Source organism: Blattabacterium cuenoti STAT (genome assembly GCF_003573915.1).
In the GTDB taxonomy this organism is placed as follows: Bacteria; Bacteroidota; Bacteroidia; order Flavobacteriales; family Blattabacteriaceae; genus Blattabacterium; species Blattabacterium cuenoti_A.
Genome location: NZ_AP014608.1, coordinates 468,996 through 495,024, shown reverse-complemented (window position 1 = coordinate 495,024; position 26,029 = coordinate 468,996). Strand labels below are relative to the sequence as shown.

Annotated in this window: 22 protein-coding genes and 7 tRNA genes; 24 read left to right on the top strand and 5 right to left on the bottom strand. The window is 25.8% G+C overall.

From position 1 onward, the window contains the following. Positions 1-4 precede the first annotated feature (4 nt). A complete protein-coding gene (gene rny, locus STAT_RS02420) occupies positions 5-1,576 on the bottom strand; it encodes a ribonuclease Y (protein WP_119305649.1) in 1,572 nt (523 codons plus the stop codon). 247 nt (positions 1,577-1,823) lie between these two features. Here rny and STAT_RS02415 point away from each other — a divergent pair, with 247 nt between their 5' ends. From STAT_RS02415 to rplS, 9 genes are all read left to right on the top strand, one after another. Further along, positions 1,824-2,987, top strand: a complete 1,164-nt coding sequence (locus tag STAT_RS02415; RefSeq protein ID WP_119305648.1) for a cysteine desulfurase family protein — start codon at positions 1,824-1,826, stop codon at positions 2,985-2,987. After that, positions 2,987-3,703 (top strand): succinate dehydrogenase cytochrome b subunit, encoded by a 717-nt coding sequence (locus tag STAT_RS02410; RefSeq protein WP_244273553.1) that lies wholly within the window; start codon positions 2,987-2,989, stop codon positions 3,701-3,703. Before STAT_RS02415 ends, STAT_RS02410 begins: the two co-directional genes overlap by 1 nt. A 6-nt stretch (positions 3,704-3,709) precedes the next feature. Further along, positions 3,710-5,734, top strand: coding sequence for a fumarate reductase/succinate dehydrogenase flavoprotein subunit (locus STAT_RS02405; RefSeq protein ID WP_119305646.1), 2,025 nt, complete (start codon positions 3,710-3,712; stop codon positions 5,732-5,734). 31 nt (positions 5,735-5,765) lie between these two features. Beyond that, positions 5,766-6,518 (top strand): succinate dehydrogenase/fumarate reductase iron-sulfur subunit, encoded by a 753-nt coding sequence (locus STAT_RS02400; protein WP_119305645.1) that lies wholly within the window; start codon positions 5,766-5,768, stop codon positions 6,516-6,518. A gap of 21 nt (positions 6,519-6,539) precedes the next feature. Continuing rightward, a complete protein-coding gene (locus tag STAT_RS02395) occupies positions 6,540-7,496 on the top strand; it encodes an acetyl-CoA carboxylase carboxyltransferase subunit alpha (RefSeq protein ID WP_119305644.1) in 957 nt (318 codons plus the stop codon). Between the two features lie 75 nt (positions 7,497-7,571). Further along, complete coding sequence (gene dnaB / locus STAT_RS02390) at positions 7,572-9,146, top strand: replicative DNA helicase (protein WP_119305643.1); 1,575 nt, start codon at positions 7,572-7,574, stop codon at positions 9,144-9,146. Between the two features lie 21 nt (positions 9,147-9,167). Beyond that, entirely contained in the window at positions 9,168-10,397 is a 1,230-nt protein-coding gene (locus STAT_RS02385) for an ABC transporter permease (RefSeq protein WP_119305642.1), read from the top strand. A gap of 54 nt (positions 10,398-10,451) precedes the next feature. Continuing rightward, positions 10,452-11,846 carry a phosphoglucosamine mutase gene (gene glmM / locus STAT_RS02380; protein WP_119305641.1) on the top strand — a complete coding sequence of 465 codons (1,395 nt, stop codon included), beginning with the start codon at positions 10,452-10,454 and terminating at the stop codon, positions 11,844-11,846. 15 nt (positions 11,847-11,861) lie between these two features. Continuing rightward, positions 11,862-12,206 carry a 50S ribosomal protein L19 gene (rplS, locus tag STAT_RS02375; RefSeq protein ID WP_119305640.1) on the top strand — a complete coding sequence of 115 codons (345 nt, stop codon included), beginning with the start codon at positions 11,862-11,864 and terminating at the stop codon, positions 12,204-12,206. Positions 12,207-12,285: 79 nt separating this feature from the next. Here the strand turns inward: rplS and STAT_RS02370 are convergent, their stop codons facing one another. After that, entirely contained in the window at positions 12,286-12,561 is a 276-nt protein-coding gene (locus tag STAT_RS02370; RefSeq protein WP_119305639.1) for a hypothetical protein, read from the bottom strand. Positions 12,562-12,762: 201 nt separating this feature from the next. Here STAT_RS02370 and guaB point away from each other — a divergent pair, with 201 nt between their 5' ends. Beyond that, positions 12,763-14,235 carry an IMP dehydrogenase gene (gene guaB, locus STAT_RS02365; protein ID WP_119305638.1) on the top strand — a complete coding sequence of 491 codons (1,473 nt, stop codon included), beginning with the start codon at positions 12,763-12,765 and terminating at the stop codon, positions 14,233-14,235. 21 nt (positions 14,236-14,256) lie between these two features. Here the strand turns inward: guaB and STAT_RS02360 are convergent. The 3 genes from STAT_RS02360 to mutS all read right to left on the bottom strand — a co-directional run bounded on the left by STAT_RS02360 (position 14,257) and on the right by mutS (position 17,047). After that, positions 14,257-14,341: transfer RNA gene (locus STAT_RS02360), tRNA-Leu, on the bottom strand. 9 nt (positions 14,342-14,350) lie between these two features. Next, positions 14,351-14,423, bottom strand: a tRNA-Gly gene (locus STAT_RS02355). Positions 14,424-14,473: 50 nt separating this feature from the next. Beyond that, a complete protein-coding gene (gene mutS / locus STAT_RS02350) occupies positions 14,474-17,047 on the bottom strand; it encodes a DNA mismatch repair protein MutS (protein ID WP_119305637.1) in 2,574 nt (857 codons plus the stop codon). Between the two features lie 52 nt (positions 17,048-17,099). Here mutS and ileS point away from each other — a divergent pair, with 52 nt between their 5' ends. The 14 genes from ileS (at position 17,100) to rplJ (ending at position 25,902) form a co-directional block, all read left to right on the top strand. Beyond that, positions 17,100-20,561: an isoleucine--tRNA ligase gene (gene ileS, locus STAT_RS02345; RefSeq protein ID WP_119305636.1), complete on the top strand. Its 3,462-nt coding sequence runs from the start codon at positions 17,100-17,102 to the stop codon at positions 20,559-20,561. Then, positions 20,558-20,950, top strand: a complete 393-nt coding sequence (locus tag STAT_RS02340; RefSeq protein WP_119305635.1) for a TraR/DksA family transcriptional regulator — start codon at positions 20,558-20,560, stop codon at positions 20,948-20,950. Before ileS ends, STAT_RS02340 begins: the two co-directional genes overlap by 4 nt. 9 nt (positions 20,951-20,959) lie before the next feature. Then, entirely contained in the window at positions 20,960-21,616 is a 657-nt protein-coding gene (locus tag STAT_RS02335; RefSeq protein WP_119305634.1) for a lipoprotein signal peptidase, read from the top strand. A gap of 85 nt (positions 21,617-21,701) precedes the next feature. Beyond that, positions 21,702-21,775: transfer RNA gene (locus STAT_RS02330), tRNA-Thr, on the top strand. Between the two features lie 8 nt (positions 21,776-21,783). Further along, positions 21,784-21,867 (top strand) — tRNA-Tyr (locus STAT_RS02325). A gap of 13 nt (positions 21,868-21,880) precedes the next feature. Continuing rightward, positions 21,881-21,953 (top strand) — tRNA-Gly (locus STAT_RS02320). 47 nt (positions 21,954-22,000) lie between these two features. Further along, a tRNA-Thr gene (locus STAT_RS02315) sits at positions 22,001-22,072 on the top strand. A gap of 34 nt (positions 22,073-22,106) precedes the next feature. Further along, the gene (tuf, locus tag STAT_RS02310) at positions 22,107-23,294 is read left to right on the top strand and encodes an elongation factor Tu (protein ID WP_119305633.1); all 1,188 of its coding nucleotides are present in this window, start codon (positions 22,107-22,109) and stop codon (positions 23,292-23,294) included. A gap of 18 nt (positions 23,295-23,312) precedes the next feature. Further along, positions 23,313-23,385, top strand: a tRNA-Trp gene (locus tag STAT_RS02305). A 57-nt stretch (positions 23,386-23,442) separates the two neighbouring features. Beyond that, complete coding sequence (secE, locus tag STAT_RS02300) at positions 23,443-23,628, top strand: preprotein translocase subunit SecE (RefSeq protein ID WP_119305632.1); 186 nt, start codon at positions 23,443-23,445, stop codon at positions 23,626-23,628. 12 nt (positions 23,629-23,640) lie between these two features. Then, on the top strand, positions 23,641-24,198 hold the full coding sequence (gene nusG / locus STAT_RS02295; RefSeq protein WP_119305631.1) for a transcription termination/antitermination protein NusG: 558 nt from the start codon (positions 23,641-23,643) through the stop codon (positions 24,196-24,198). A gap of 3 nt (positions 24,199-24,201) precedes the next feature. Beyond that, positions 24,202-24,639 (top strand): 50S ribosomal protein L11, encoded by a 438-nt coding sequence (gene rplK, locus STAT_RS02290; protein WP_119305630.1) that lies wholly within the window; start codon positions 24,202-24,204, stop codon positions 24,637-24,639. Positions 24,640-24,660: 21 nt separating this feature from the next. Continuing rightward, positions 24,661-25,359: a 50S ribosomal protein L1 gene (gene rplA, locus STAT_RS02285; protein ID WP_119305629.1), complete on the top strand. Its 699-nt coding sequence runs from the start codon at positions 24,661-24,663 to the stop codon at positions 25,357-25,359. 3 nt (positions 25,360-25,362) lie between these two features. After that, positions 25,363-25,902 carry a 50S ribosomal protein L10 gene (rplJ, locus tag STAT_RS02280; RefSeq protein WP_119305628.1) on the top strand — a complete coding sequence of 180 codons (540 nt, stop codon included), beginning with the start codon at positions 25,363-25,365 and terminating at the stop codon, positions 25,900-25,902. The last annotated feature ends 127 nt before the right edge of the window (positions 25,903-26,029 follow it).

Genomic DNA, 26,029 nt, shown 5'->3' with positions numbered 1-26,029 from the left:
AATTTTACCTAGCTATTTGTACAGCTCGAGTTTCTCTAATCACTGTTACTTTAATTTGACCAGGATAAGTCATTTCGTTTTTTATTTTTTCTGTTATATCACAAGATAATTGAAAAGCTTTTTTATCATTGATTTTATCACTCTCAACTAATACACGCAATTCTCTTCCTGCTTGTATGGCAAAAGCTTTATTAACTCCATCAAAACTCAATGCTAGATCTTCCAAATTTTTTAGTCTCTTTGAATAAGACTCAAAAGAGTTTCTCCTTACTCCAGGACGAGCTCCACTAATAGAATCTGAAATTTGTATTATGGGAGATAGTAATGTTTTCATTTCTATTTCATCATGATGTGAACCAATAGCATTACAAACTTCCATATTTTCTCCATATTTTTCTGCCCATTGCATGCCTAAAATAGCATGAGGAAGTTCTGATTCATTTTCGGGGACTTTTCCTATATCATGTAATAATCCAGCACGTTTTGCTAATTTTGACTTTAATCCTAGTTCAGAAGCTAATATTCCTGATAAATGAGAAACTTCACGCGAGTGTTGTAGAAGATTCTGTCCATAAGAAGAACGATATTTCATTCTTCCTATCATTTTGATTAATTCGGGATGGATTCCATGAATTCCTAAATCTATAATATTTTTTTTTCCTATTTCTACAATTTCCTCTTCAATTTGTTTTTCTGTTTTTTCTACTATTTCTTCTATTCTAGCTGGGTGTATACGTCCATCTATAACTAATTTATGAAGAGATAATCGCGCTATTTCTCTTCTTATGGGATTAAAGCAAGATAGAAGAATAGCTTCTGGAGTATCATCTACAATAATTTCTACCCCCGTTGCTTTTTCTAAAGCTCTTATATTTCTTCCTTCTCTTCCGATTATACGACCTTTAACGTCATCTGATTCTATGTTAAAAACGGATACAGCATTTTCGACAGCTTGTTCTGTTCCAATCCTTTGAATCGCTTGAATTATAATTTTTTTTGCTTCTATTTTTGCAGTTAATTGTGATTCTTCTATAATGTTTTGTATGTAGGTTTGTGCTTTTGCTTTGGCTTCTTCTTTCAAAATTTCAATTAATTCATTTTTAGCTTCTTCAGAAGAATAATTAGATATTTTTTCAAGTAATTCTACTTGTTGAATAAGCATGTTTTTAAATTCTTCTTGTTTTTTTTTAAGAATTTTATATTTGCTTTCGTAATCATGTATTTTTGATTCTAAACGATTATTTTTTTTGAAATAAATTTCTATTTCTTTAGATAATCTATCTTCTTTTTCTTTTGTTTTATTTTCTATATCAATTATTCTTTTTTCTCTTAAATAAACATTTTTTTCATGTTTAGATTTAAGTTCTATAAATTTTTCTTTTGCTTGAATCATTTTCTTTTTTTTTATGGATTCTCCTTCTTTTTCTGCATTTTTTATGATTTTTCTCACTTGAGAATTTGTTTTCTCTAATAATTGAATATATCTTTTTAATATAGTTTTTTTTCCAAAAAAATAACATGTAATAATTCCAATCACAAACCCCATTAGGACCGAAAATCCAACATTTATTTCCATATTCACTCAATTTAAATAAAAATAAAATAGACATTTTAATCACATTATTAAAACAATAAATATTTATTTAACAAAAGCTACAAAGCTTCTTTTTAATGAAGACTTTAAATATATTCTTCAATATAATTATGATAAATATACAAAATTAAAAATGAGATTTTTTATTAAAAAATATTTTTAACATACGGAATTTTAATACATTATATATTTGTATCATAGTATGTAAAATAAAATTTTTCTATAGTAAATGAAACGAGCATATTTAGATAACGCAGCTTCCACTCCTATAAGAGATGAAGTTTTGAAAGTTATGATAAATACATTAAAATCCTCATTAGGAAATCCTTCCTCTGTACAGCATAGTTATGGAAGAGAAACACGTTCTATTTTAGAGGAATCTAGAATTTGTATCGCAAAAAGTATTAAAGCATTTCCTTCTGAGATTATTTTTACTTCAGGAGGAACTGAAGCAAATAATCTTGTATTAAGGTCTTCAGTATTAAATTTGGGGATTAAACATATTCTAACTTCGCAGTTAGAACATTTGTCTGTATTACAAACAATATTAGATCTGTCTATTAGACATGAAATATCTGTAGATTTTATTTCATTTGATAAAAAAGGAGTATTAGATTTCAATGATATGGAAACAATTTTGAAAAAAAATATGTATAAAAAAACACTTGTTAGTTTAATGTATGCTAATAATGAAATTGGAAATTTGTTAGAGGTAGATCAAGTTATTTTTTTATGCAAAAAATATAAGGCTTATTTTCATTCAGATATTATACAAGGAATAGGAAATAGCCATATTAATATGGAACAATTATCCTGTGATTTTGCTACTGTAAGTGCACATAAATTTTATGGACCAAAAGGAATTGGTTTTGCTTTTATAAGAAAGGATATATTAAAAAATATGAAACCTTTTATAACTGGTGGAGTTCAGGAATATGGAATTCGTTCAGGTACAGAAAATATATATGGAATTGCTGGATTATCAGAAGCTCTACGATTGTCTTATTGTAATTTAAAAAATCATATAAAAAAAATAAAAAATTTAAAATCTTATTGTATTGTAGAGTTAAAAAAAATATTTCCTAATATCATTTTTAATGGACTATCATCTCATCTTGAGAAAAGTATTCCTTCAATATTAAATTTTTTATATCCTACAAAACCAGATCATTTGTTTTATTTTCATTTAGATATTATGGGAATAGCTGTTTCTAAAGGAAGTTCTTGTAGTAGTAATAATAAAAAAAATCATAAAATATCTCATGTGATTCAATCTATAACAGATAAATATTTGCTAACCCGAATGATGCCTATTAGAATTTCTTTTGGAATTTTTAATGAAAAAAAAGATATAGATTTGCTTGTTGAAGTCCTTCAAAAAGTTAGAAAATAATGATGATTTTACAAAAAAAAATTCAAATTATTTATATTTACTTAAATAAAAAAATAAAAGTGAATCATTGCAACTTTTTTCAATCTTCTATTGGAAAGAAAGTAGTCATGGCTACCACAGGAATTTTTTTAATGATTTTTTTACTATTGCATTTAAGTGTTAATTTATTCCTTTTTTCAGGAGAAAAAGCTTTTAACGACGCTGTTTTTTTTATGAGAAAAAATATATTTATTCGAATGATGGAATATGTTCTTGCTATAGGTTTTATAATTCATATTTCATTAGGAATTAAGTTGCATTTAGAAAATAGGAAAAGAAAAGGAGTAATGGATTATGCTATAAATTCCTATTCTTCTAATAGCTCATTTAGTAGTCGTACAATGGTATATACAGGAATTTTAATTTTATGTTTTCTAATTTTACATCTTGTAAATTTTATGATTCCTATGAAATATAATCATATTCATTCAATTTCTGATTATAGTATAGTTATCTCTCTATTTAAAAATCCTTTTTATACATTAATATATGTATTTTCATTTTTAATTTTAGGAATTCATTTAAATCATGGATTTCAATCTTCTTTTCAATCTTTTGGTTTATCCAATGAAAAAAGGATAGTTTGGATCCAAAGATTAGGTTCTTTATATTTTTGGTTGATTTGTTCTGGATTTTCTATTATTGCTATTTGGTTTTTTTTTAATAATGATAATTAACATTTGATGAAAAATTCCTTTAAACTTAATTCAAAAATTCCAATCAGTTCGTTAACTCATAAATGGATAGATCATAAATCTACTTTAAAATTAATATCTCCTAATAATAGATCTAATATGGAAATTATTGTTGTTGGAACAGGACTTGCAGGAGGTTCAGCAGCTGCTTCTTTATCAGAATTAGGATATAGAGTAAAAGCTTTTTGTTATCAAGATTCTCCAAGAAGAGCGCATTCTGTAGCTGCACAAGGAGGAATTAATGCTTCTAAAAATTATAAAGGAGATAACGATTCTATATATCAACTTTTTTATGATACCATTAAAGGAGGAGATTACAGATCTAGAGAAGCAAATGTTTATCGTTTATCAGAAATATCTTCTAACATTATAGATCAATGTGTTGCCCAAGGAGTTCCATTTGCTCGTGATTATGCCGGATATCTGGAAACTAGATCATTTGGAGGAACAAAAGTGTCCAGAACTTTTTATGCAAAGGGACAAACAGGACAACAGCTTTTATTAGCGTGTTATTCTTCTATGTCTAGACAAATAGGAAAAGGAAGAATCAAAATGTATAACCGTCATGAAATGTTAGATTTAGTAATTATAGATGGAGTTGCTAAAGGAATTATTACAAGAAATTTAATTTCAGGAAAAATAGAAAGACATGCTGCACATGCTATAGTTATAGCTTCAGGTGGTTATGGAAATATATTTTTTTTATCTACTAATGCGATGGGAGCTAATGCGAGTGCTATATGGAAGGTCCATAAAAAAGGAGGATTTTTTGCTAATCCATGTTACACTCAAATCCATCCTACTTGTATTCCTGTACATGGAAATTATCAGTCTAAATTAACATTAATGTCTGAATCATTAAGAAATGATGGCAGAATATGGGTTCCTAATAAAATAGAAGATGCTATTTCCTTACGAAATGGGGATAAAAAACCTAAGGATATAAGTGAAAAAAATAGAGATTATTATCTTGAAAGACAATATCCATCATTTGGAAATCTTGTTCCAAGAGATGTTGCTTCTAGAGCAGCTAAAGAACGTTGTGATAAAGGATTTGGAATTGAAAATAATGAAAATAAAGAAGGAGTGTTTTTAGATTTTAGTTTTTCTATAGAAAAATATGGAAAAGAAGAAGAAAATGAACTTGGAATTCAAAAAACTAGGTCTTTAGATAAAAAAAAATTAGGTAAAAAAATAATGGAATCTAAATATGGAAATTTATTTCATATGTATGAAAAAATTACTAATGAAGATCCTTATCAAACTCCTATGAAAATTTATCCTGCCGTGCATTATACAATGGGAGGTTTATGGGTTGATTATAATTTAATGTCTTCTATTCCTGGATGCTATGTTATAGGTGAAGCTAATTTTTCTGATCATGGCGCAAATCGCCTTGGGGCTTCTGCATTAATGCAGGGATTAGCTGATGGATATTTTATTTTACCATATACTATAGCAGATTATTTATCTGAATGTATCACAGAAAAAATATCTACAAAACATATAGCTTTTCAAAAATCGGAAGAAAAGGTAAAAAATCGAATCCAAAAACTTATTCAAAATAATGGAAGTATTCCTGTTGATTTTTTTCATAAAAAACTTGGAAATATTATGTGGAAATATGTAGGAATGAGTAGAAATCATCTAGGATTAGATAAAGCTATAAAAAATATACAAAAACTTCGATATGATTTTTGGAAAGACGTTTTTGTTCCTGGATATATTGATAATGGATTAAATTATGAATTAGAAAAAGCTGGACGTGTAGCGGATTTTTTAGAATTAGGAGAGTTAATGGCTATGGATGCTTTAAATAGAAAAGAATCTTGTGGAAGTCATTTTCGTGAAGAATATCAAACAAAAGAAGGAGAACCTCTTCGTGATGATCTTCATCATAAATATGTCTCTATATGGGAATATAGAGAAAATCATCCTATAAGTGATGAAATTATGCATAAAGAAGATTTAAATTTTACTTTTATAAAAGTACAATCACGTTCTTATAAATAAAAAAATATAAAACATAATCAAAAAAAAACTTATGAATTTTAAGTTAAAAATATGGAGACAAAAAAATCGCAAAGAAAAGGGTTATTTTAAGACTTATCAAGTTTACAATATATCACCAAATAGTTCATTTTTAGAAATGCTAGATATTTTAAACAATCAAATTCTATTATACAATAAAAAAGATTCTTCTCCTATCTCATTTGATCATGATTGTCGTGAAGGAATTTGCGGAATGTGTTCTCTGTATATCAACGGAAGACCTCACGGACCAGATAATTTAATTACTACTTGTCAACTTCATATGCGTCGTTTTCATAATGGAGAAACTATATATGTAGAGCCTTGGAGGGTAAAGGCTTTCCCTATAATCAAAGATCTTATTGTAGACAGATCATCTTTTGATAGGATTATTATATCAGGTGGATATATTTCTGTAAATACATTTGGAAAGACAATAGATGGAAATATGATTCCAATTCCAAGATATAAAGCGGATCAAGCTTTTGATGCAGCTACATGTATTGGTTGTGGTGCTTGTGTTGCTGTATGTAAGAATAGATCTGCTATGTTATTTGTTTCAGCAAAAGTATCACAATTTGCTTTATTACCTCAAGGAAAAATAGAGAGAAAAAAAAGAGTTTTAAATATGATAAAAAAAATGGATGAAGAAGGATTTGGAAGTTGCACTAATACCAGAGCATGTGAAATTGAATGTCCAAAAGGAATATCTACAAAATATATTTCTTTTATGAATCGTGAATATATTCAATCATTTACTATTTAATTCTGTTTTTTTTATTTAAATATGGAATATTTAGATTTTGAAAAACCGATCCAAGAAATTCAGGATCAATATATGAACTGTGTACTAATAGAAAAAAAAAGTGGAATAGATATGAAAGAAATTTGCAATCAATTGCAATCGAAATTAGAAAAAACTATTAAAGAAATACACAGTAATCTTACTCCTTGGCAAAAAGTACAATTGTCTAGACACCCAAATAGGCCTTATACTTTAGATTATATATATTCTATAACAAAAAAAGATTCTTTTATAGAGTTACATGGAGATCGTCATTTTAGTGACGATAAAGCTATCGTAGGAGGATTTGGAAGAATAGAGGATCATACTTTTATGTTAATTGGAACTCAGAAAGGAAAAAATACTAAGGATAGACAGTTTAGAAGATTTGGTATGCCTAATCCAGAAGGATATAGAAAAGCCTTACGGCTTATGAAACTAGCAGAAAAATTTGAGAAACCTGTTATAACTTTTATTGATACTCCAGGGGCCTTTCCTGGAATTGAAGCGGAAGAAAGAGGTCAAGGAGAAGCTATAGGTAAAAATATCTATGAAATGATGTCATTAAAAGTCCCCATTATTGTTTTAATTATAGGAGAGGGAGCTAGTGGAGGGGCTTTAGGTATTGGAGTAGGAGATAAGGTTTTAATGATGGAAAATTCATGGTTTTCTGTAATTTCTCCTGAAAGTTGTTCTACCATACTTTGGGGAAGTCGAGATTATAAAGAAAAGTCAGCAGAAGCATTGAAATTAACAGCAGAAAACATGTATAAATTAAATCTTATAGATGATGTTGTCAAAGAACCTTTAGGGGGAGCTCATTTTTATCCTGAAAAAGCTTATAAACTTGTAAAAAAACAAGTGATTAAACATTATAAGCAATTATCTGAAATCAATATAGAATCCATTCTTAAAAAAAGAAAAAATAAATATATTTCTATTGGATTTTTCGATGAATAAAATTATGATTGATTTACGATGCAGATTGTCTTCTCTCTATTTACTTTATTATATTTATTTTTTTAAAATGATTTTATGAGCGATTTTATACAGGAAGAAACGAAATTAATTCAATTCAAAAACTCAAAAAAAGGAAAAATCCCTCCTCAAGCATTAGATTTAGAAGAAACCATAATAGGATCTATTATGATAGATAAAAAAGGGTTAGATGAAGTTATTGATATACTTTTTCCTGAAGTTTTTTATAAAAAAGAACATCAAGAAATATTTTTTGTAATACAAAAATTATACCATAATTCTATACCTATAGATCTATATACTGTGTTAAATGAACTTCGAAAAATTGGAAAATTGGAATCAATAGGAGGAGAACTATATTTAATTGAATTAACACAAAAAGTTATTTCTTCTGCGCATATAGAATATCATAGTCGTATAGTAATACAAAAATTTATTTTAAGAAAATTAATTAGTACATCTTCTTATATTATTCAAAAATGTTATGAAGAGAGTACGGATGTTTTTGATCTTTTAGATCATGCAGAATCAAAACTTTTTGAACTTCATCAAAAGTATTTAATAGAAAAAAAATATGAAACAACTCAATGTCTTATACAAAAAGCTATTGAAAAAATTAAAAAAACAGAAAAAGAAGGATTAAGTGGAATTCCTTCTGGATTTCATAAATTGGATTATATTACTTCTGGATGGCAGAATTCTGATTTAATCATATTAGCTTCTAGACCTGGAATGGGTAAAACAACTTTTATGTTATCTATGGTGAAAAATATAGTTGTAGAAAAAAAAATTCCAATTATAATTTTTTCATTAGAAATGTCTTCAATTCAATTAATTACAAAATTAATTTCTTCAGAGACGGGAATTTCTTCGGGGAAAATTAAAAGAGCCAACTTATCTCAATTAGATTGGGAACATTTATTTCATAAGACAAAAAAATTAAAAAATGTTCCTTTATTTATAGATGATACTCCTTCTTTATCTATATTTAGTCTACGTGCAAAATGTCGTCGTTTAATATCTCAACATGGAATTAAATTAATATTTATAGATTATATGCAATTGATGGGAGTTCATGATCATAGTTCTAAATTACAAAATAGAGAGCAAGAAATATCGGTTATTTCTAGAAGTCTAAAATCTATATCGAAAGAATTAGATCTTCCAATAATAGCTTTATCTCAACTCTCTAGAGCAGTAGAAACAAGAGGAGGAAATAAACGTCCTATATTATCTGATTTACGAGAATCAGGAGCGATTGAACAAGATGCAGATATAGTTTTATTTATTTATAGACCTGAATATTATGGATTTAAAAATTGGGATTCGGATGAAGATAATGACTCTTGTATTGGTCAAGCAGAAATTATAATTGCTAAACATAGAAATGGAGGATTAGATAAATTTCGTTTAAAATTTGTAAGTGATCAAGCTAAATTTCTAAATTTAGAAGAAAAAAAACAGAGTTCATCAGTTTGGGAAGAAGATTTCAAAAAAAATGTTCTTGATCAAGAGAATTTTCTTGGAACTTCTCCTTGTAATAGAAATAATCTTGAAGATCATACATTATCAGAATTTAATTCTTTTAATGAAATAGATTTTAATAATAATGAAAATTCTTTAAAAGAATAGATTTAGGATAAAAAAATAAAATTGAATTTTGAATGGTTTTTTTCCAAAAAAACAATTTGGGAGGATTGTAGAAAAAACAAAACTCTTAGAACAATAGTTATTATAACACAAATAACAATAATCTTTGGTTTAATTGTTTCTTTTTTTACTTTTTCTATAGGATTTGGATTTAAAAAAATTATAAAGGATAAACTGTTGAATGTTAGAGGACAATTTCTTATTTCTCAAAAATACAATTTAAATACAAATTCTCCTTTTTTTTCTGTAAAAAAAAAGAAATTTTTATTAAAAAAGTTTTTCAATTCTGATTTAGTTAAACAAATTCATGGAATTTCTGAAAAAAATGTAATCATTTCTACAAATAAAAAAATAGATAGATTTATATTTAAAGGTTTATATGAAGATTATAATCCTTATTTTTTTCAATATTTTTTAATAACGAAAAAAATTTTTCCAGAAAAATTATTACATAATCAAAATGTTTTTTTATCTAAAAAAGCGTCTTTATCATTAGGATTAAATGTTGGATCAATCATTAAAATAAATTTTTTATCTTTTGATAAAATAGGAAATTCTATTTTTTTTTATAAAAAATTTAGAATTTCTGGTTTATATGAAACGGGAATTCCAGAATTTGATGATGTATATATTATTGGAAATATAAAATCTATTCAAAATATTTATAAATGGAAAAAAGATTCAGTAGAAAAATTTGAAGTTTTTGTTTCTTATGAAAATATAGGAAAAAATATTATTAAAAAAAAATCTAAAGAATTTTTAGTTCAAAATATTCAAAACAATCATGATATCATAAAATGGATTAATATTTTTGATAAAAACATTATTATCATTAGTATGATTATAACTACATCTTTGATTATCAATATGATAGTATTTGTTTTAATTCTTCTTTTAGAGAGAATTAGAACAATAGGTATTTTAAAAATTTTAGGAGCTAAAAATCAAGTTATACATAAAATATTTTTATTTTATATTATGCAAATATTAATTCCCTCATTATTTATAGGAAATAGTATTGGAATTATTTTTTTAATATTGCAAAAAAAAATTCATTTAATATCATTAAATAAAACTCAATATTTCATTGATTTTGTTCCTATTTATATTAAATATTATCATATTATTATTATTAATTTATCTATTATTTTTATTTGTTTTGTAACAATATTTTTTCCTTCTTTATTTTTTATTAAAAAGATTCTTTCTATAAAAGTTACAGAATTTGAATAATTCAAACAATTTAATTTTTGTATTTTTGTTTTTAATAAAAAAAATCAATTATTTTTGACACTTGTAAAATCTTCATCTGGAATAAGAGGAACATTAGAAGGAAAAATTGGAAAAGGTTTCTCTCCTATAGAAATTATTCAATTTGCTGCAGGATATGTCTTTTGGATGAAAAAAAAATACAAAAACAAAAAAAAATTCGTTTTAATATTGGGTAGAGATGGAAGAGTTACTTCTGTTTTATTTCAAAAATTTTTAATAATTGTTTTTCAAAGTCTTGGAGTAGATGTTATAAATATAGGATTATCTACAACTCCTACTGTTGGAATCGCTGTGATAAATGAAAAGGCTGATGGAGGCGTTATGTTAACGGCAAGTCATAATCCTAAAAATTGGAATGGATTAAAAATGTTTAATTCTTATGGAGAATTTTTATCAGAAAAAGATTTTGAAAAAATGTTATATATAACAGAAAAAAAATATTTTAGTTTTTCTTCATATAAAAAATTAGGCCATCTTTTTTATAAAGAAAATTATATTCAAAAACATATAAAAAAAATTCTTTCATTATCTATAATAGATAAAAATATTATTCAAAAAACAAAATTAAAAATCGTAGTAGATGGAATTAACTCTACAGGAGGAATAGCCGTACCTAGTTTATTAAACTATTTGGGGGTTCATGTTATTAAAATGCATTGTGATCCTCATGGAGATTTTGTTCATAATCCTGAACCTATAAAAAAAAATTTAAGAGAAATCTGTAAAAAAGTACCGGATATAAAAGCAGATTTAGGAATATCCGTAGATCCTGATGTAGATCGTGTCGTATTTATTTGCGAAAATGGAGATTTTTTTGGAGAAGAATACACTTTAGTTTCCATAGCAGATTATATATTAGAAAACCAATTAGGACCTATAGTTTCTACTTTATCTTCTTCTCATGCATTGAAAGATCTTTCCCTTAAAAAGGGTGTTCCTTATTATTCAACTCCTGTTGGAGAAATACATGTTGTAAAAAAAATGAAAGAAGTTCATGCTGTTGTTGGAGGAGAAGGAAATGGAGGTGTTATTTATCCTAAATTTCGTTATGGAAGAGATGCATTAGTTGGAATTGCATTATTCTTAACTCAAATATCTAAATTAGATAACATTCCATTATCTAAATTAAAAGAAAGATACTCTAATTATTTTATGTCTAAAAAAAAAATTCGATTTTTTTATCCTTCTCGTGAAAAAATGAAAATTTTATTAAAAAAGATAAAAAAAAAATATAAAGAAAAAAAAATGGATTTTAGTGATGGAATTAAAATTTATTTAAAAAATAACGAATGGATACATATTAGAAAATCAAATACTGAAAACATTATCAGAATCCATACAGAAAGTTATTCAAAGAAAAGAGCTGATTTTTTATCAAAAGAAATTTTATATGAAATAAAAGGATTATAATTAAATTATTATATTATGTTTTGGAATATTTTAAAATATATAGAAGATAAATTTTTATCTAAAAACCATTTTCCTTTGTTTCATTCAGGAGATACAATTACTGTTTTTTTTGAAATTAAAGAAGGAGAAAAAAAAAGAATCCAATCCTTTAAAGGTGTGGTTATAAAAAAACAAGGAAAAGGATTAACTAAATCATTTACTATCCGAAAAATAAGTTCAGGGATAGGAATCGAACGTATTTTTATTTTCAACCAACCTAATATACGAAAAATAGAAATAAATAAAAAAGGAAAGGTAAGAAGGGCAAAAATATATTACTTCAGAGCCTTGAAGGGAAAAAAAGCAAAAATCCGTTCCTAAGAAAAAATGAAAAAGCGAAAAAAGTGAGTATATACTTTTTTCGCTTTTTTTCACTTATGCTTTTCTTTCTTCCTATTTATTATTTTTTATCATTTTCTTCAGTTGTTCCTTTCTCTTTTTCAGATGTTGCGTTATTATTTTCCTCATTTGTGTTTTTTGAGGAATCCTCACTAGCTGTAGGAGGTGTATTTGTGTTAGTGGAATCTGTTTGATTTTCATTATTATTAGCTGTTTTTTCCTCTTCTGTTGTAGTAGAGGGGTTGCTTTCGTTTTTACTTTTGTTGTTGCAGCTAATAGTAAATAAAAATATTGCTAACAAAATCGTAGTGACTGTAATTCTTAATTTTTTCATCATAATCGATAGTATTTCAGTTATTACATATTCTGGACAAATTTATATAAAAATTTGGAATGAAAAAATAGATCATTATCCGTATTTTTTTAAAAAAGAAAAGTATAACTAGATTTTATTTTTTTTTAGTTTGAAAATAAGAATATTATGTCTTTATTCTTTACAAAAGAAAAGAAATAAAATTATATATTTTATAAAAAAATTATGTCTTTAAAAAAAAATAAAAAGATTTTAAAAGAAGCACTTACTTTTGATGATGTTTTACTTATTCCTTCTTATTCTTCAATTCTTCCATCAGAAGTTTCTCTTAAAACATTTCTTACCCCTGATATTAGTATGAATATACCTATATTAAGTGCAGCTATGGACACAGTAACAGAATCTTCTTTAGCTATATCCATAGCTAGAGAAGGAGGAATAGGAGTTATTCATAAAAATATGAATATTGAAAATCAATCAGAAGAAGTTTATAGAGTTAAAAGAAGTGAAAGTGGAATGATAGATGATCCCATTACTCTTTCTAGAAATTCAACATTGAGATATGCTCAATATCTTATGAAAAAATTTAAAATTTCTGGACTACCTGTTGTAGAAAAAGATCATTCATTAGTAGGAATTATAACCAGAAGAGATATAAAATATCGTACAAATTTAGATTCTTTAGTTGAAGAAGTAATGACAAAAGAAAATTTAATTACATCTAATAAAAATATAACTTTAGAAAAAGCTAAAGATATTTTATTAAAAGAAAGAATAGAAAAATTACCTCTTGTAGATGATTCCTATAAATTAGTAGGATTAATCACAATTAGAGATATTGATAATTTAATCGAATATCCTAATGCCTGTAAAGATTCTAGAGGACGATTACGTGTAGGTGCGGCTGTTGGAATAGATAAGAAAACTCTAGAAAGAGTAGAAGCATTAGAAAAAATAGGAGTGGATATTATAGTCATAGACTCAGCACATGGTCATTCATCTAGGGTGTTAAAAACAATAAAATCAATTAGAAATTCTTTTCCAAAAATAACATTGTTAACAGGAAATATAGTAACTATGGATGGAGCTAAAGATTTGATAGATGCTGGTTCTTCCGTTTTGAAAGTAGGAATTGGTTCTGGATCTATTTGTACAACAAGAGTCATAGCTGGAGTAGGAATGCCACAGATAACAGCTATTAATGATGTATATGAATATGCTAAAAAAAGAAATATTAGGGTTGTTTCTGATGGAGGAATCAGATATTCAGGAGATGTGGTTAAAGCTATTGCTTCTGGAGCTAGTTCTGTTATGATTGGAGGGTTATTTGCTGGAACAGATGAAGCTCCAGGAGAAGAAGTTATTTTTCAAGGAAGAAAATTTAAAACTTATGTAGGAATGGGATCATTAATAGCTATGAAAAGAGGAAGTAAAGATCGTTATTTTCAGTTTAATGAAAAATCTGTTCCAGAAGGAATAGAAGCTATAGTTCCCTATAAAGGAAAAATGAAAGATGTAATTTATCAAATTTGTGGAGGACTTCGTTCTGGAATGGGTTATTGTGGTGTTTCTAGCATTACAGAACTTATGAAAACAGGTAAATTTGTAAAAATTACTAATTCTGGATTAAAAGAAAACCATCCACATAGTGTAAATATTACTAAAGAATCACCTAATTATTTTAATTACACTCAATAAAACAATAAAACAATAAAAAAATACCCGGAACGGGATTTGAACCCGTACGATCACAATGATCACAGGATTTTAAGTCCTGTGTGTCTACCAATTCCACCACCCGGGTTTTATAAAAAGCGAGAAACGGGAATTGAACCCGCGGCCTCAACCTTGGCAAGGTTGTGCTCTGCCAACTGAGCTATTCTCGCGTTAATTTTGAATAACTAATTTATAAACACTTTTATATATATAGCAAATTTTAATAATTTAATAAATTTTTAATTTCATGGATTTTTATACATATATTTTTTAAGGAAAAAGAATCAATGTTTTTTTTCTTTTTTAAAGAAAAAATTATTTTTTTTAATAAGTAAAAAACTTTTTTTTTATTTATTTTTGTTTGATTTTCCTTTGATTTTAATGTATATAATATTTTTTTTGCTCTATCAACAACTTCTATGGGCATTCCTGATATTTTAGCTACATAAATCCCAAAACTATGTTTAGTTCCTCCAGATATTAACTTTCGCATAAAAATAATATTATCATTTATTTTTTTCACAGATATATGATAATTTTTTATTCTTTGAAAAAAAGAACTCATTTCATTTAATTCATGATAATGTGTAGCAAATAAGGTTAAAGGACGTAATTTTTTTTCATGTAAAAATTCTATGATAGATTTTGCTATTGAAATTCCATCATAAGTACTTGTACCTCTTCCTATTTCATCTAATATAAGAAAACTTCTTTCGGAAATATTATTTAATATATTTGCTGTTTCATTCATTTCTAACATAAAGGTAGATTCTCCTAAAGAGATGTTATCAGACGCTCCAACTCTACTAAATATTTTATCTATTAATCCTATTTCTGCATGTTTAGCAGGAACAAAACTTCCAATATGAGCCATCAATATAATAATTGCAGTTTGACGTAAAATGGCAGATTTACCTGACATGTTTGGTCCTGTTATAATTAATATTTGTTGATTTAATTTATTTAAAAAAATATCATTAGGGATATAAGAAGTTTTATCAATAAACTGTCTTTCAATGACAGGATGTCTTCCTTTTATTATTGATATTTTTAGAGAATCATTAATTTTTGGTTTGACATAATTATTTTCTAATGCTAAACTAGAAAAAGAAGATAGTACATCTAATTTTGCAATTATTTTTGCATTTTTTTGTAAAGGTTTTATTTTTTCTAATATTTTTTTAATAAGATCATCAAATATTTTTTTTTCTATAGAAAATATTTTTTGTTCTGCATTAAAAATTTTTAATTCATAATTTTTTAATTCTTCAGTAATATATCGAATAGAATTTTTCAATGTTTGTTTTTGTATCCAATGGGATGGAACTTTTTCTTTTTTAGAAATTTTAACTTCAAAAAAATATCCGAAAATATTGTTATATCCAATTTTTAAATTATTAATTCCTGTTTTTAATTGTTCTCTAGAACATATTTTTTCTAAATATTCTTTTTGAGAAAAATACATCATTCGAATTTCATCTAACGTTTTAGAAAATCCTTTAATTATAACATTTCCTTTTCCTTTTTCAATTTGATGAGGGGGATTTTTTTGAATTGTACTAGCGATTTTTTTACATACAAAATCACAATTTTGTAAAGAATTTCCTATATCTCTAAAAATTATAGACTTTTGAGATAAAAAAAATTTTTGTATTTCTTTTATAGAAATTAGAGATTTGTACAACGTATATATTTCACGTGGAGTAATTTTTCCAATAGCCATTTTAGAAATGATTCTTTCTATATCATAAATATTTTTTAATGTTGTTTTTATAAAAATACGTATCATATTATGATTGCATAGTTCTTCTACAATTTGAAGACGTTTTTTTATATAAAATAAATTTTTTAAAGGAAAAAGAATCCAATTTTTTAATAACCTTCCTCCCATAGGAGTTAAAGTATGATCTAATATCTTTATCAAAGATATTCCTTCCTTATTCAAAGGATGAAATATTTCTAAATTTTTAAAAGTAAAATCATCTATCCACATAGATTCTTCTTTTTTAACCCTTTGTATATTAGAAATATGTTTTATATCAAAATGTAATGTATTGTGTAAATAAGATAAAACAACTCCACAAGAAATAATTCCTAATTTTAAATCATTAATCCCAAAACCTTTTAAAGAATTCACTTTAAAGTGAGATATTAATTTTTCATATGCAAATGAATAATCAAACATCCAATCTTCTATTAAAAAGGTATAGTATTTTCCTTTTAATAATTGATCAAAAAAATTTTTTTCCTTTTTTTGAAAAAGAATTTCACTAGGATGAAAATATTTTAAATAATGTAAAACATTATCTTTTTTTTCTTCTGTTACAAAAAATTCACCAGTAGAAATATCTAAAAAACTTAATCCAAAATTCATATTTTTTCCTATATGAATAGAAGCTAAAAAATTATTCGATTTTGGTGTAATGATATTTTCATCTATAGCTATTCCTGGAGTTACAAGTTCTATTACTCCTCTTTTTACAATATTTTTATTTTTTTTTGGTTCTTCTAATTGATTACAAATGGCAACACGAAATCCTGAACGTATTAATTTTGGTAAATACGTATTTAAAGAATGATAAGGAAATCCTGCTAAAGGAAGATGAGATCGTTTGGTTAATACTATATTTAATGCTTTAGAACATTGAATAGCATCTTTTCCAAAAGTTTCATAAAAATCTCCAACTTGGAATAATAAAATTGTATCTGGATATTTAGTTTTTATATCATTATATTGCTTGATTAATGGAGTTTCTTCTTTTTTTTTACAATCAAAGGTTTCATTTTTATTCATATCAAAATATAAACATTAAAATAGAAGATTATTAATTTATTTATAGTGCCTTATGTCAAGAATATTTAGAGAATATAAAGAATTAAATCTCAATAAAATAACTATAGAAATATCTCAATTTTGGAAAAAAAATAAAATTTTTCAAAATAATTCCAATTTTTCTAATAAAAAAAATAAAATTTCATACGTTTTATACGAAGGTCCTCCGTCTTTAAATGGAAATCCTGGAATTCATCATATTTTAGCTAGAACTATAAAGGATATTTTTTGTAGATATCATGCACTCAAAGGAAAAAAAATATTTAGAAAAGCTGGTTGGGATGCTCATGGTCTTCCAGTAGAATTAAATGTTGAAAAAGAAATGGGAATTACTAAAGATGATATAGGAAAAAAAATAAGTATAAAGAAATATAATAATTTTTGTAAAAAATTTGTCAATAAATCATTGAAAAAATGGAAATTATTTACAGAAAAAATAGGATATTTTATAGATTTAGATAATTCATTTATTACTTATAACGCAAAATATATAGAAAGTGTTTGGTGGTTAATTAAAAAATTATATGATAAAAATTTGATTTATAAGGGACAAATAATTCAACCTTATTCTCCTGCTGCAGGAACAGGATTAAGCTATCATGAATTAAATATGCCGGGTACTTATAAAGAAGTAAAACAATTATCTCCATTTTTAAAATTTAAAGCCATTAAAAATACTTTACCTGAAAAATTTAAAAATATTGTAGGTGATATATATTTTATATCATGGACAACTTCTCCTTGGACTATACCTTCAAATACAGCATTAGCTTTCGGTTATGAAATAGATTATCTATTAGTTAAAGTTTATAATCCGTATACTTCTTTAAAAGAAAATATTGTTTTTTCTGAAAAATCAATTCATAAAGTATTATTATCCCATAAATTTTATTCCGTATCAAATTCTATTGAATTCGATTTTTATAATAAAAAAAATCATAAAAAACCTTATTTAATAATAGAAAGATTTAAAGGAAAAGAATTAATATCTAGTAAATATGAACAATTATTACCTTGGTTTAAACCTTATTATAATGAAAAAAATGCATTTCAAATTATAACAGGGAATTTTGTTGATCCTAATGAAGGGACAGGGATTGTTCATATTTCACCTACATTTGGAATAGATGATTTTCTTGTAGCTAAGAAATATAATATTCCTTTAATGTTAGTTTTAAATGAAAAAAATATACCTGTTCCTTTAGTTGATTTTCAAGGAAAATTTTTGAAAAAATTTCCTCATGGGTTTTCTGAAAAATATGTAAAAAATGAATTTAATACAAATCAAGAAAAAAATTCTTTTTCAGTAGATCAAGAAATCATTCTTTTTTTAGAAAAAGAAAAAAAAATATTTAGAACGGAAAGACATATTCATTTTTATCCACATTGTTGGAGAACGGAAAAACCAATTCTTTATTATCTATTAAATTCATGGTTTATAAAAACTACGGAAATAAAGGATAAAATAGTTATTTTAAATAAAAAAATTCAATGGTATCCTGATTTTATAGGTAAAAAACGTTTTGACTCTTGGTTAAGAAATATAAAAGATTGGAACTTTTCACGTTCTAGATATTGGGGGACTCCTCTTCCTATTTGGAGAACAGAAAAAGGAGATGAGGAGATTGTGATAGGATCAGTGAAAGAATTATTTTTGGAAATTCAAAAATCCGTTAAATATGGTTTTATGTCCCATAATGTATTTAAAGATTTTGTATTAGATGATATGAGTGATAATAATTATGACAAAATCAATTTACATAAACATATTTTGGATAAAATTGTATTAGTTTCTTTAAAAGGAAAGCCTATGAAAAGAGAATCTGATTTAATTGATGTATGGTTTGATTCTGGTGCTATGCCTTATGCTCAATTTCATTATCCATTTGAAAATAAAAAATACATAGAAAAAAATTTATTATTTCCTGCTGATTTTATTTCGGAAGGGGTAGATCAAACAAGAGGATGGTTTTTCACTTTACATACTATTAGTAGTTTATTATTTAATTCAATAGCATATAAAAATGTTCTATCAACAGGATTGATTTTGGATAAAGATGGTCGTAAAATGTCAAAAAGTAAAGGAAATACTATAAATCCTTTTGATTTAATAGAACATTATGGACCTGATGCTATACGTTGGTATATTATATTTAATTCTGAACCTTGGGATAATTTAAAATTTAATGTAAAAGAGGTACATATTGTAATGAAGAAATTTTTTGGAACGTTATATAATATTTATTCTTTTTTTGTTTTATATGCTAATATTGATGGTTTTTCTTATAAAGAAGAAGAAACTTGTGATTATTATACAGAATTAGATTTTTGGATTCTTTCTGAGTTAAATACTCTTATTCAAAAAACAGATCATTATTATTCTAACTACAATCCAACCAAAGTCGCACGTTTAATTTCATGTTTTGTTTTAGATAAATTAAGTAATTGGTATGTAAGATTATGTAGAAGAAGATTTTGGAAAGAAAAATATACAAAAAACAAAATATCAGCATATCAAATACTTTATAAATGTTTAATTGTCATATCTAAGTTAATTTCTCCTATTATTCCATTTTTTTCTGAAAAATTATATATGGATTTAAATTCTGTAACTGAAAAAGAAAAATTCAAAAGTATTCATTTGACAAATTTTCCTAGTTATGATTCTAATTTTATTAATAAAAAATTAGAAAATAAAATGTTTTGGATTCAAAAAATCATAACAATGGTTTTTTCTATAAGAAAAAAAAATAAAATTAAGATTCGTCAACCTTTACAAAAATTACTTATTCTTGTTTCTGATGAAAATATGCGTTTTCAATTGAAACAATTATCTGATATTTTATTTCAAGAAGCTAATGTCAAAGAAATAGAATTTCCTTCTTCTTATAAAAATCTTGAATTTATTAAACATATTAAACCTAATTATAAATCTTTGGGACCTAAGTTTGGAAAAAAAATTCATAGCATTTCTGATGTTATAAATAAATTTAGTCAAGAAGAAATTAAAGAAATTGAAAAAAATAAAACATATGTTTTGTTTATAAAAAACGAAAAAATTCTTATTTCTTTAGAAGATGTTCAAATCAGTACTGAATACATTAAAGGTTGGTCAGTTTTATTTGATTCAAAATTTACGATAGCGTTAGATTTACGTATTACAAATATTCTTTGGGAAGAAGGATTTATTAGAGAATTAATTAGACACATACAAAAATTTAGAAAAAATCGTAAATATAATGTAATTGAGAAAATATTTGTATATCTAAGTTTTAGAGGAAATAAAAAATTCCAAAACAAAGTAAAAATTCTATTACAGAAAAAAAAGGATTTTCTTTGTAAAGAAACACTTGCTTTAGATATTTTCTTACAAGAAGATCTAATAAAATATGAAGAAAACATAGAAAAAATCTACTTTGAAGAAAAATTCATATTATATATACAGATTCGAAAAGTAGAAAATATAAAAACATGAAAGGAGAAGTAAAAAAAAGATATTCTATGGAAGAAAGAAAAAAATTTCGTCAGCTTATACTTGAAAAATTGAAAAAAGCAAAAAAGGATTTATCAACTCTTAAGGAATTTTTTTATAATGATCAAAATAATGGAACAGATGATACATATCCTACTTTCAAAGCTTTTGAGGAGGGATCAGAAACTTTAAGTAAGGAACAAAATGCTAAAATTGTAGAACATTTACAGAAATTTATAAAAAGTTTAAACTCTGCTTTAATTAGAGTAAAAAATAAAGATTATGGAATTTGTCGTATAACTAAAAAATTAATCCCAAAAGAACGTCTTATGGCAGTACCTCATACAACTTTGAGTATTGAAGGAAAAGAATTGATAGAAAAAAATCAATAAATAATTTTTTTGAAAAAAGTTTTTTTATTTGTTTTTTCTATTTTATCAATAGATCAATTTTTAAAAATTTATATTAAAACTCATTTTGAATTAGAAGGAGGAGTTTCTCTACTTCCTTTTTTTCGTATTTTTTTTGTAGAAAACCCAGGAATGGCTTATGGTATTAATTTTGGATCAGGATCTTATGGAAAAATATTATTGAGCACTTTCCGGTTTATTTTAGTTATTTTTATTTTTCTTTTCCTTTATGTAAATCTAAAAAAAGGATCTTCTAAATATTTAACTATTCCTACAAGTTTAGTTTTTTCGGGTGCCATGGGTAATTTATTGGATAGCGCTCTATATGGATTGTTATTTAACACAGGAACAATTTATAATCAAGAATTAAAAAAGTGGATTCCTTATCATGGAATATCGAAAATAAATTTTAATTTTTTTCAAAAACAATCGATGGGAGGATATGCTTCTCTTATGGAAGGGTGTGTTGTAGATATGTTATCCTTTCCTATAATAAATACTTATTTTCCTCATTGGATTCCATTTTTTGGAGGATATAATTTTCAATTTTTTTCCCCCATTTTTAATTTTTCCGATGTTATGATATTTATTGGTGTATTTTCATTACTTGTATTCCGACATAAAATTAAAAATGTAAAAATTTTATAACATTTATTATTTTTTTGAGAATTATAAAAATCTCTATAGATTTGTATTGAACTGATTTTCATTATTACGAATAAAATTTTAAATCGCCGGTGTAGCTCAGTAGGTCAGAGCACGTGATTTGTAATCTCGGTGTCGTGGGTTCGAATCCCTCCATCGGCTTTTTTTAAGGGGAGATACTCAAGTCTGGTTAACGAGGACAGACTGTAAATCTGTTGGTATTACCTTCGCAGGTTCGAATCCTGCTCTCCCCATAAATAATAATAAGCGGAAGTAGCTCAGTTGGTAGAGCTTCAGCCTTCCAAGTTGAATGTCGCGGGTTCGAGTCCCGTCTTCCGCTTTTATAATAAAGTAAGTAAGAAAAAAGATGAGAGTAATATAGATATAGCCAATGTAGCTCATTGGTAGAGCACTTCCTTGGTAAGGAAGAGGAAACGGGTTCAATTCCCGCCGTTGGCTTTTTTTTGAATCAATATTTTTTAATAATTTTATCATGGCAAAAGAAAAATTTAAACGAGACAAACCACATGTAAATATAGGTACCACAGGTCATGTAGACCATGGTAAAACAACTTTAACTGCTGCAATTACAAAAGTTTTATCAGAAGTTGGATTAGCAGAAGAAAAAAGTTTTGATGCGATAGATAATGCTCCTGAAGAAAAAGAAAGAGGAATTACTATTAATACATCTCATGTAGAGTATGAAACAGAGAAAAGACATTACGCTCATGTTGATTGTCCTGGACATGCAGATTATGTAAAAAATATGATTACAGGGGCTGCTCAAATGGATGGAGCTATTTTAGTTGTAGCTGCAACAGATGGACCTATGCCTCAAACTAGAGAACATATATTATTATCTCGTCAAGTAGGAGTTCCAAAAATTGTAGTGTTCATGAATAAAGTAGATCAAGTAGATGATACAGAATTGTTAGAATTAGTAGAAATGGAAATTAGAGATTTACTTTCTAAATATGAATATGACGGAGAAAACATACCTATTATACAGGGATCAGCTTTAGGAGCTTTAAATGGAGAAAAAAAATGGATAGAAAGAGTAAAAGACTTGATGAAAGTGTTAGATGACTATATTCCTGAACCAATTCGTGATATAAAAAAACCATTTTTAATGCCTGTAGAAGATGTTTTTACTATAACAGGAAGAGGAACCGTAGCTACAGGTCGTATTGAAAGTGGAATTATTAATACAGGAGATTTAGTAGATCTTATTGGAATGGGATTAAATAGATTATCATCTACCGTTACAGGAGTAGAGATGTTTAGAAAGATTTTAGATAAAGGTCAAGCGGGAGATAATGTTGGGTTGTTATTACGTGGAATAGAAAAAAAGGATATCAAAAGAGGAATGGTTATTGGAAAGCCAGGGTCTATACAACCTCATAAAAAATTTAAGGCAGAAGTGTATATTCTCACAAAAGAAGAAGGAGGAAGACATACTCCATTTCATAACAAATATCGTCCTCAGTTTTATTTAAGAACAACAGATGTTACAGGGGAAATTCATCTTCCGGATGGAACAGAAATGGTTATGCCTGGAGATAATGTGTCTATGGAGGTTGAATTGCATCAACCTATAGCATTAAGTGAAAATTTGAGATTTGCTATTCGTGAAGGAGGAAAAACAGTAGGAGCAGGGCAAGTAATCCATATAATGGATTAATTGAATAAGAAATTGAAAACGGATGTAGCTCAGTTGGGAGAGCATCGGTCTCCAAAACCGAAGGTCGTAAGTTCGATTCTTACCGTCCGTGTATTATATATATTTATTAGTTTAATAAAAAAAATATATTGATTAAATATATGCGTATATGCATAAAAAGAATATTTTAGTAGAAATTTATCATGAATTTTTTTATTGTATAACATGGCCTAAATGGAATGATTTACAATATCAAACGATGATTGTATTTTTTTTTTCCATATTTCTATCCATATTTTTATATGGAATAGATATTTTTTTTATTTTTTTAATTAAAAAATTTTTTTCTTTATAAAATTATATATTAATGAGTGATTTGGAAAGGAAATGGTATGTAATCAAAACCATGAGTGGACAAGAGAATAAGGTTAAATCATATATTGAAAATGAAGTTAGAGATAATGGATTTCAAGAATATATAGGAAAAGTATTGGTTCCTATTGAGAAAGTTATACAAATGAGAAGAGGAAAAAAATTTCATAGAGATAAAGTTCATTATCCTGGATATGTTATGATAGAAGCAAATTTAGAGGGAGAAGCAGTTCATGCAATAAAAAATGTTCCAGGTGTTATTACTTTTTTAAGTGAAGGAAAAGGCCCCTCTGCTGTTCCTATTCCAATGAGAAAAGAAGAAGTAAATAAGATGTTAGGAAAAATAGATCAACTTTCTGAAAGTTATTATAAAAATATCAGTATTCCTTTTATAATAGGAGAAACAATTAAAGTCACAGATGGACCTTTTACAGGATTTAATGGGACAATTGAAAAAATAAATGAAGAAAAAAGAAAATTAGAATTGGCAGTTTTAATTTTTGGAAGAAAAACCCCATTAGAATTGAATTTTACACAGATAGAAAAAATTTAAATCATGTTTGAAATCAAAAAAAAAGTGATAAAAAAAATTAAAATACAGAAAATATATGGAGGAAAAGCCAGTCCTGCTCCTCCTATTGGTCCTATATTGGGAAGTTCTGGAGTTAACATTATGGAATTTTGTAAACAATATAATTCTCTTACTCAAAATAAAATCGGAGAAATATGTCCTGTTGTAATAATTGTATATGAAGATAAGTCATTTTCTTTTTTAATTAAGAAAGCTCCAGTTTCTATTCATTTGTTAAACGTAGTAAAAAAAGAAAAAGGATCTAAAGAATCTAATCGTTTTAAAATAGGAAAAATAGCTCTTAATGAGATTAAAACCATTGCAAAAAATAAAATGGAAGATTTGAATTGTTTTTCCATCGAATCTGCTATATCTATGGTTTCCGGAACTGCTAGATCTATGGGAATAGAAATTATTAGATAAAAATTTCATTTATTTTAAAGTATGTCAAAAAAATTAACTAAGAATAAAAAGAAAATTTTTTATAAAATTTCTACTAAAGAAAAGTATTCTTTAGAAAAAGCAATACTTCTTTTAAAAGAAATTAATTTTGTAAAATTTGATGCATCTATTGATATAGCCGTTCATCTTGGAATAGATAGTCGTTTTCCTGATCAAATGATAAGAGGTACGGTTTTTCTACCTCATGGTACGGGTAAAGATATTCGTATTTTAGCTTTAGTTCCTAAAGATAAAGAGTTAGAATCCAAAAAAGCAGGAGCTGATTATGTTGGATTAAATTATATTGAAAAGATTGAATCTGGTTGGACTGACGTTGATATTATTATCGCTACTCCTTCTGTTATGAGTACATTGGGAAATGTAGGAAAAATATTAGGACCTAAGGGGTTAATGCCAAACCCCAAAATGGAGACTATTTCTATAAATCCAGAACAGTCTATAAAAGAAATTAAAACTGGAAAAATTACTTTTAAGGCAGATCGTTATGGAATAGTTCATGCTTCAATAGGAAGGGTTTCATTTTCAAATCAATATTTATTAGAAAATATCTTAGAATTCATGAAAATAATTATCCGAAATAAACCTTCTTCATCTAAAGGATTTTATATCAAAAGTATTTATTTATCCAGTACCATGAGCTATGGTATTCCATTAGATTTAAAAAGTTTTGCAAATAAATGATAAATGAATAAAGAAAATAAAAAAAAAGAATTGTTGGAATTAGTTTCTATATTATGTGATAATATCACCATATATTTAATTGATATATCCAACTTAAATTCTAATCAAATATCTTTTCTTAGAAAAAATTTTCATAAACATAGCATTAAAATGAAAGTAGTAAAAAATACTTTATTAAAAAAAGCTATAAATAAAATAAAGAATAAAGAATGGAATTCTTTTTTTCCTATTTTAAATGGAAATACAACTATATTATTTTCTAATTTGAATGTTACAAATATAACTTCAAAAATTATAAAAAATTTTCATGTTCAAGAAAAAATCGATAAACCTTATTTAAAAGGAGCTTATGCTCAAGAATCTTTTTATTTTGATGGAGGGAACAAAGATTTAAATATTTTACTCTATCTTAAATCTAAAGAAGATATCATGATTGAAATTCTCAATATACTTCAATTCTCAATAAAGGAGATTATTTTGTCTTTTTTAAATTTAACAAAATATAAGATATGTGAGATTTTAGAATTCCTATCTAAGAAATAAAGATAAAATAAAAGTTCAATCTCCTATTTTCAAGAATAAAAATAAGAATGCACTAAATATACTTAATATATATATACTTAACTTATACTTAAGTAATACGATGATATTATAACATTTATAATATATA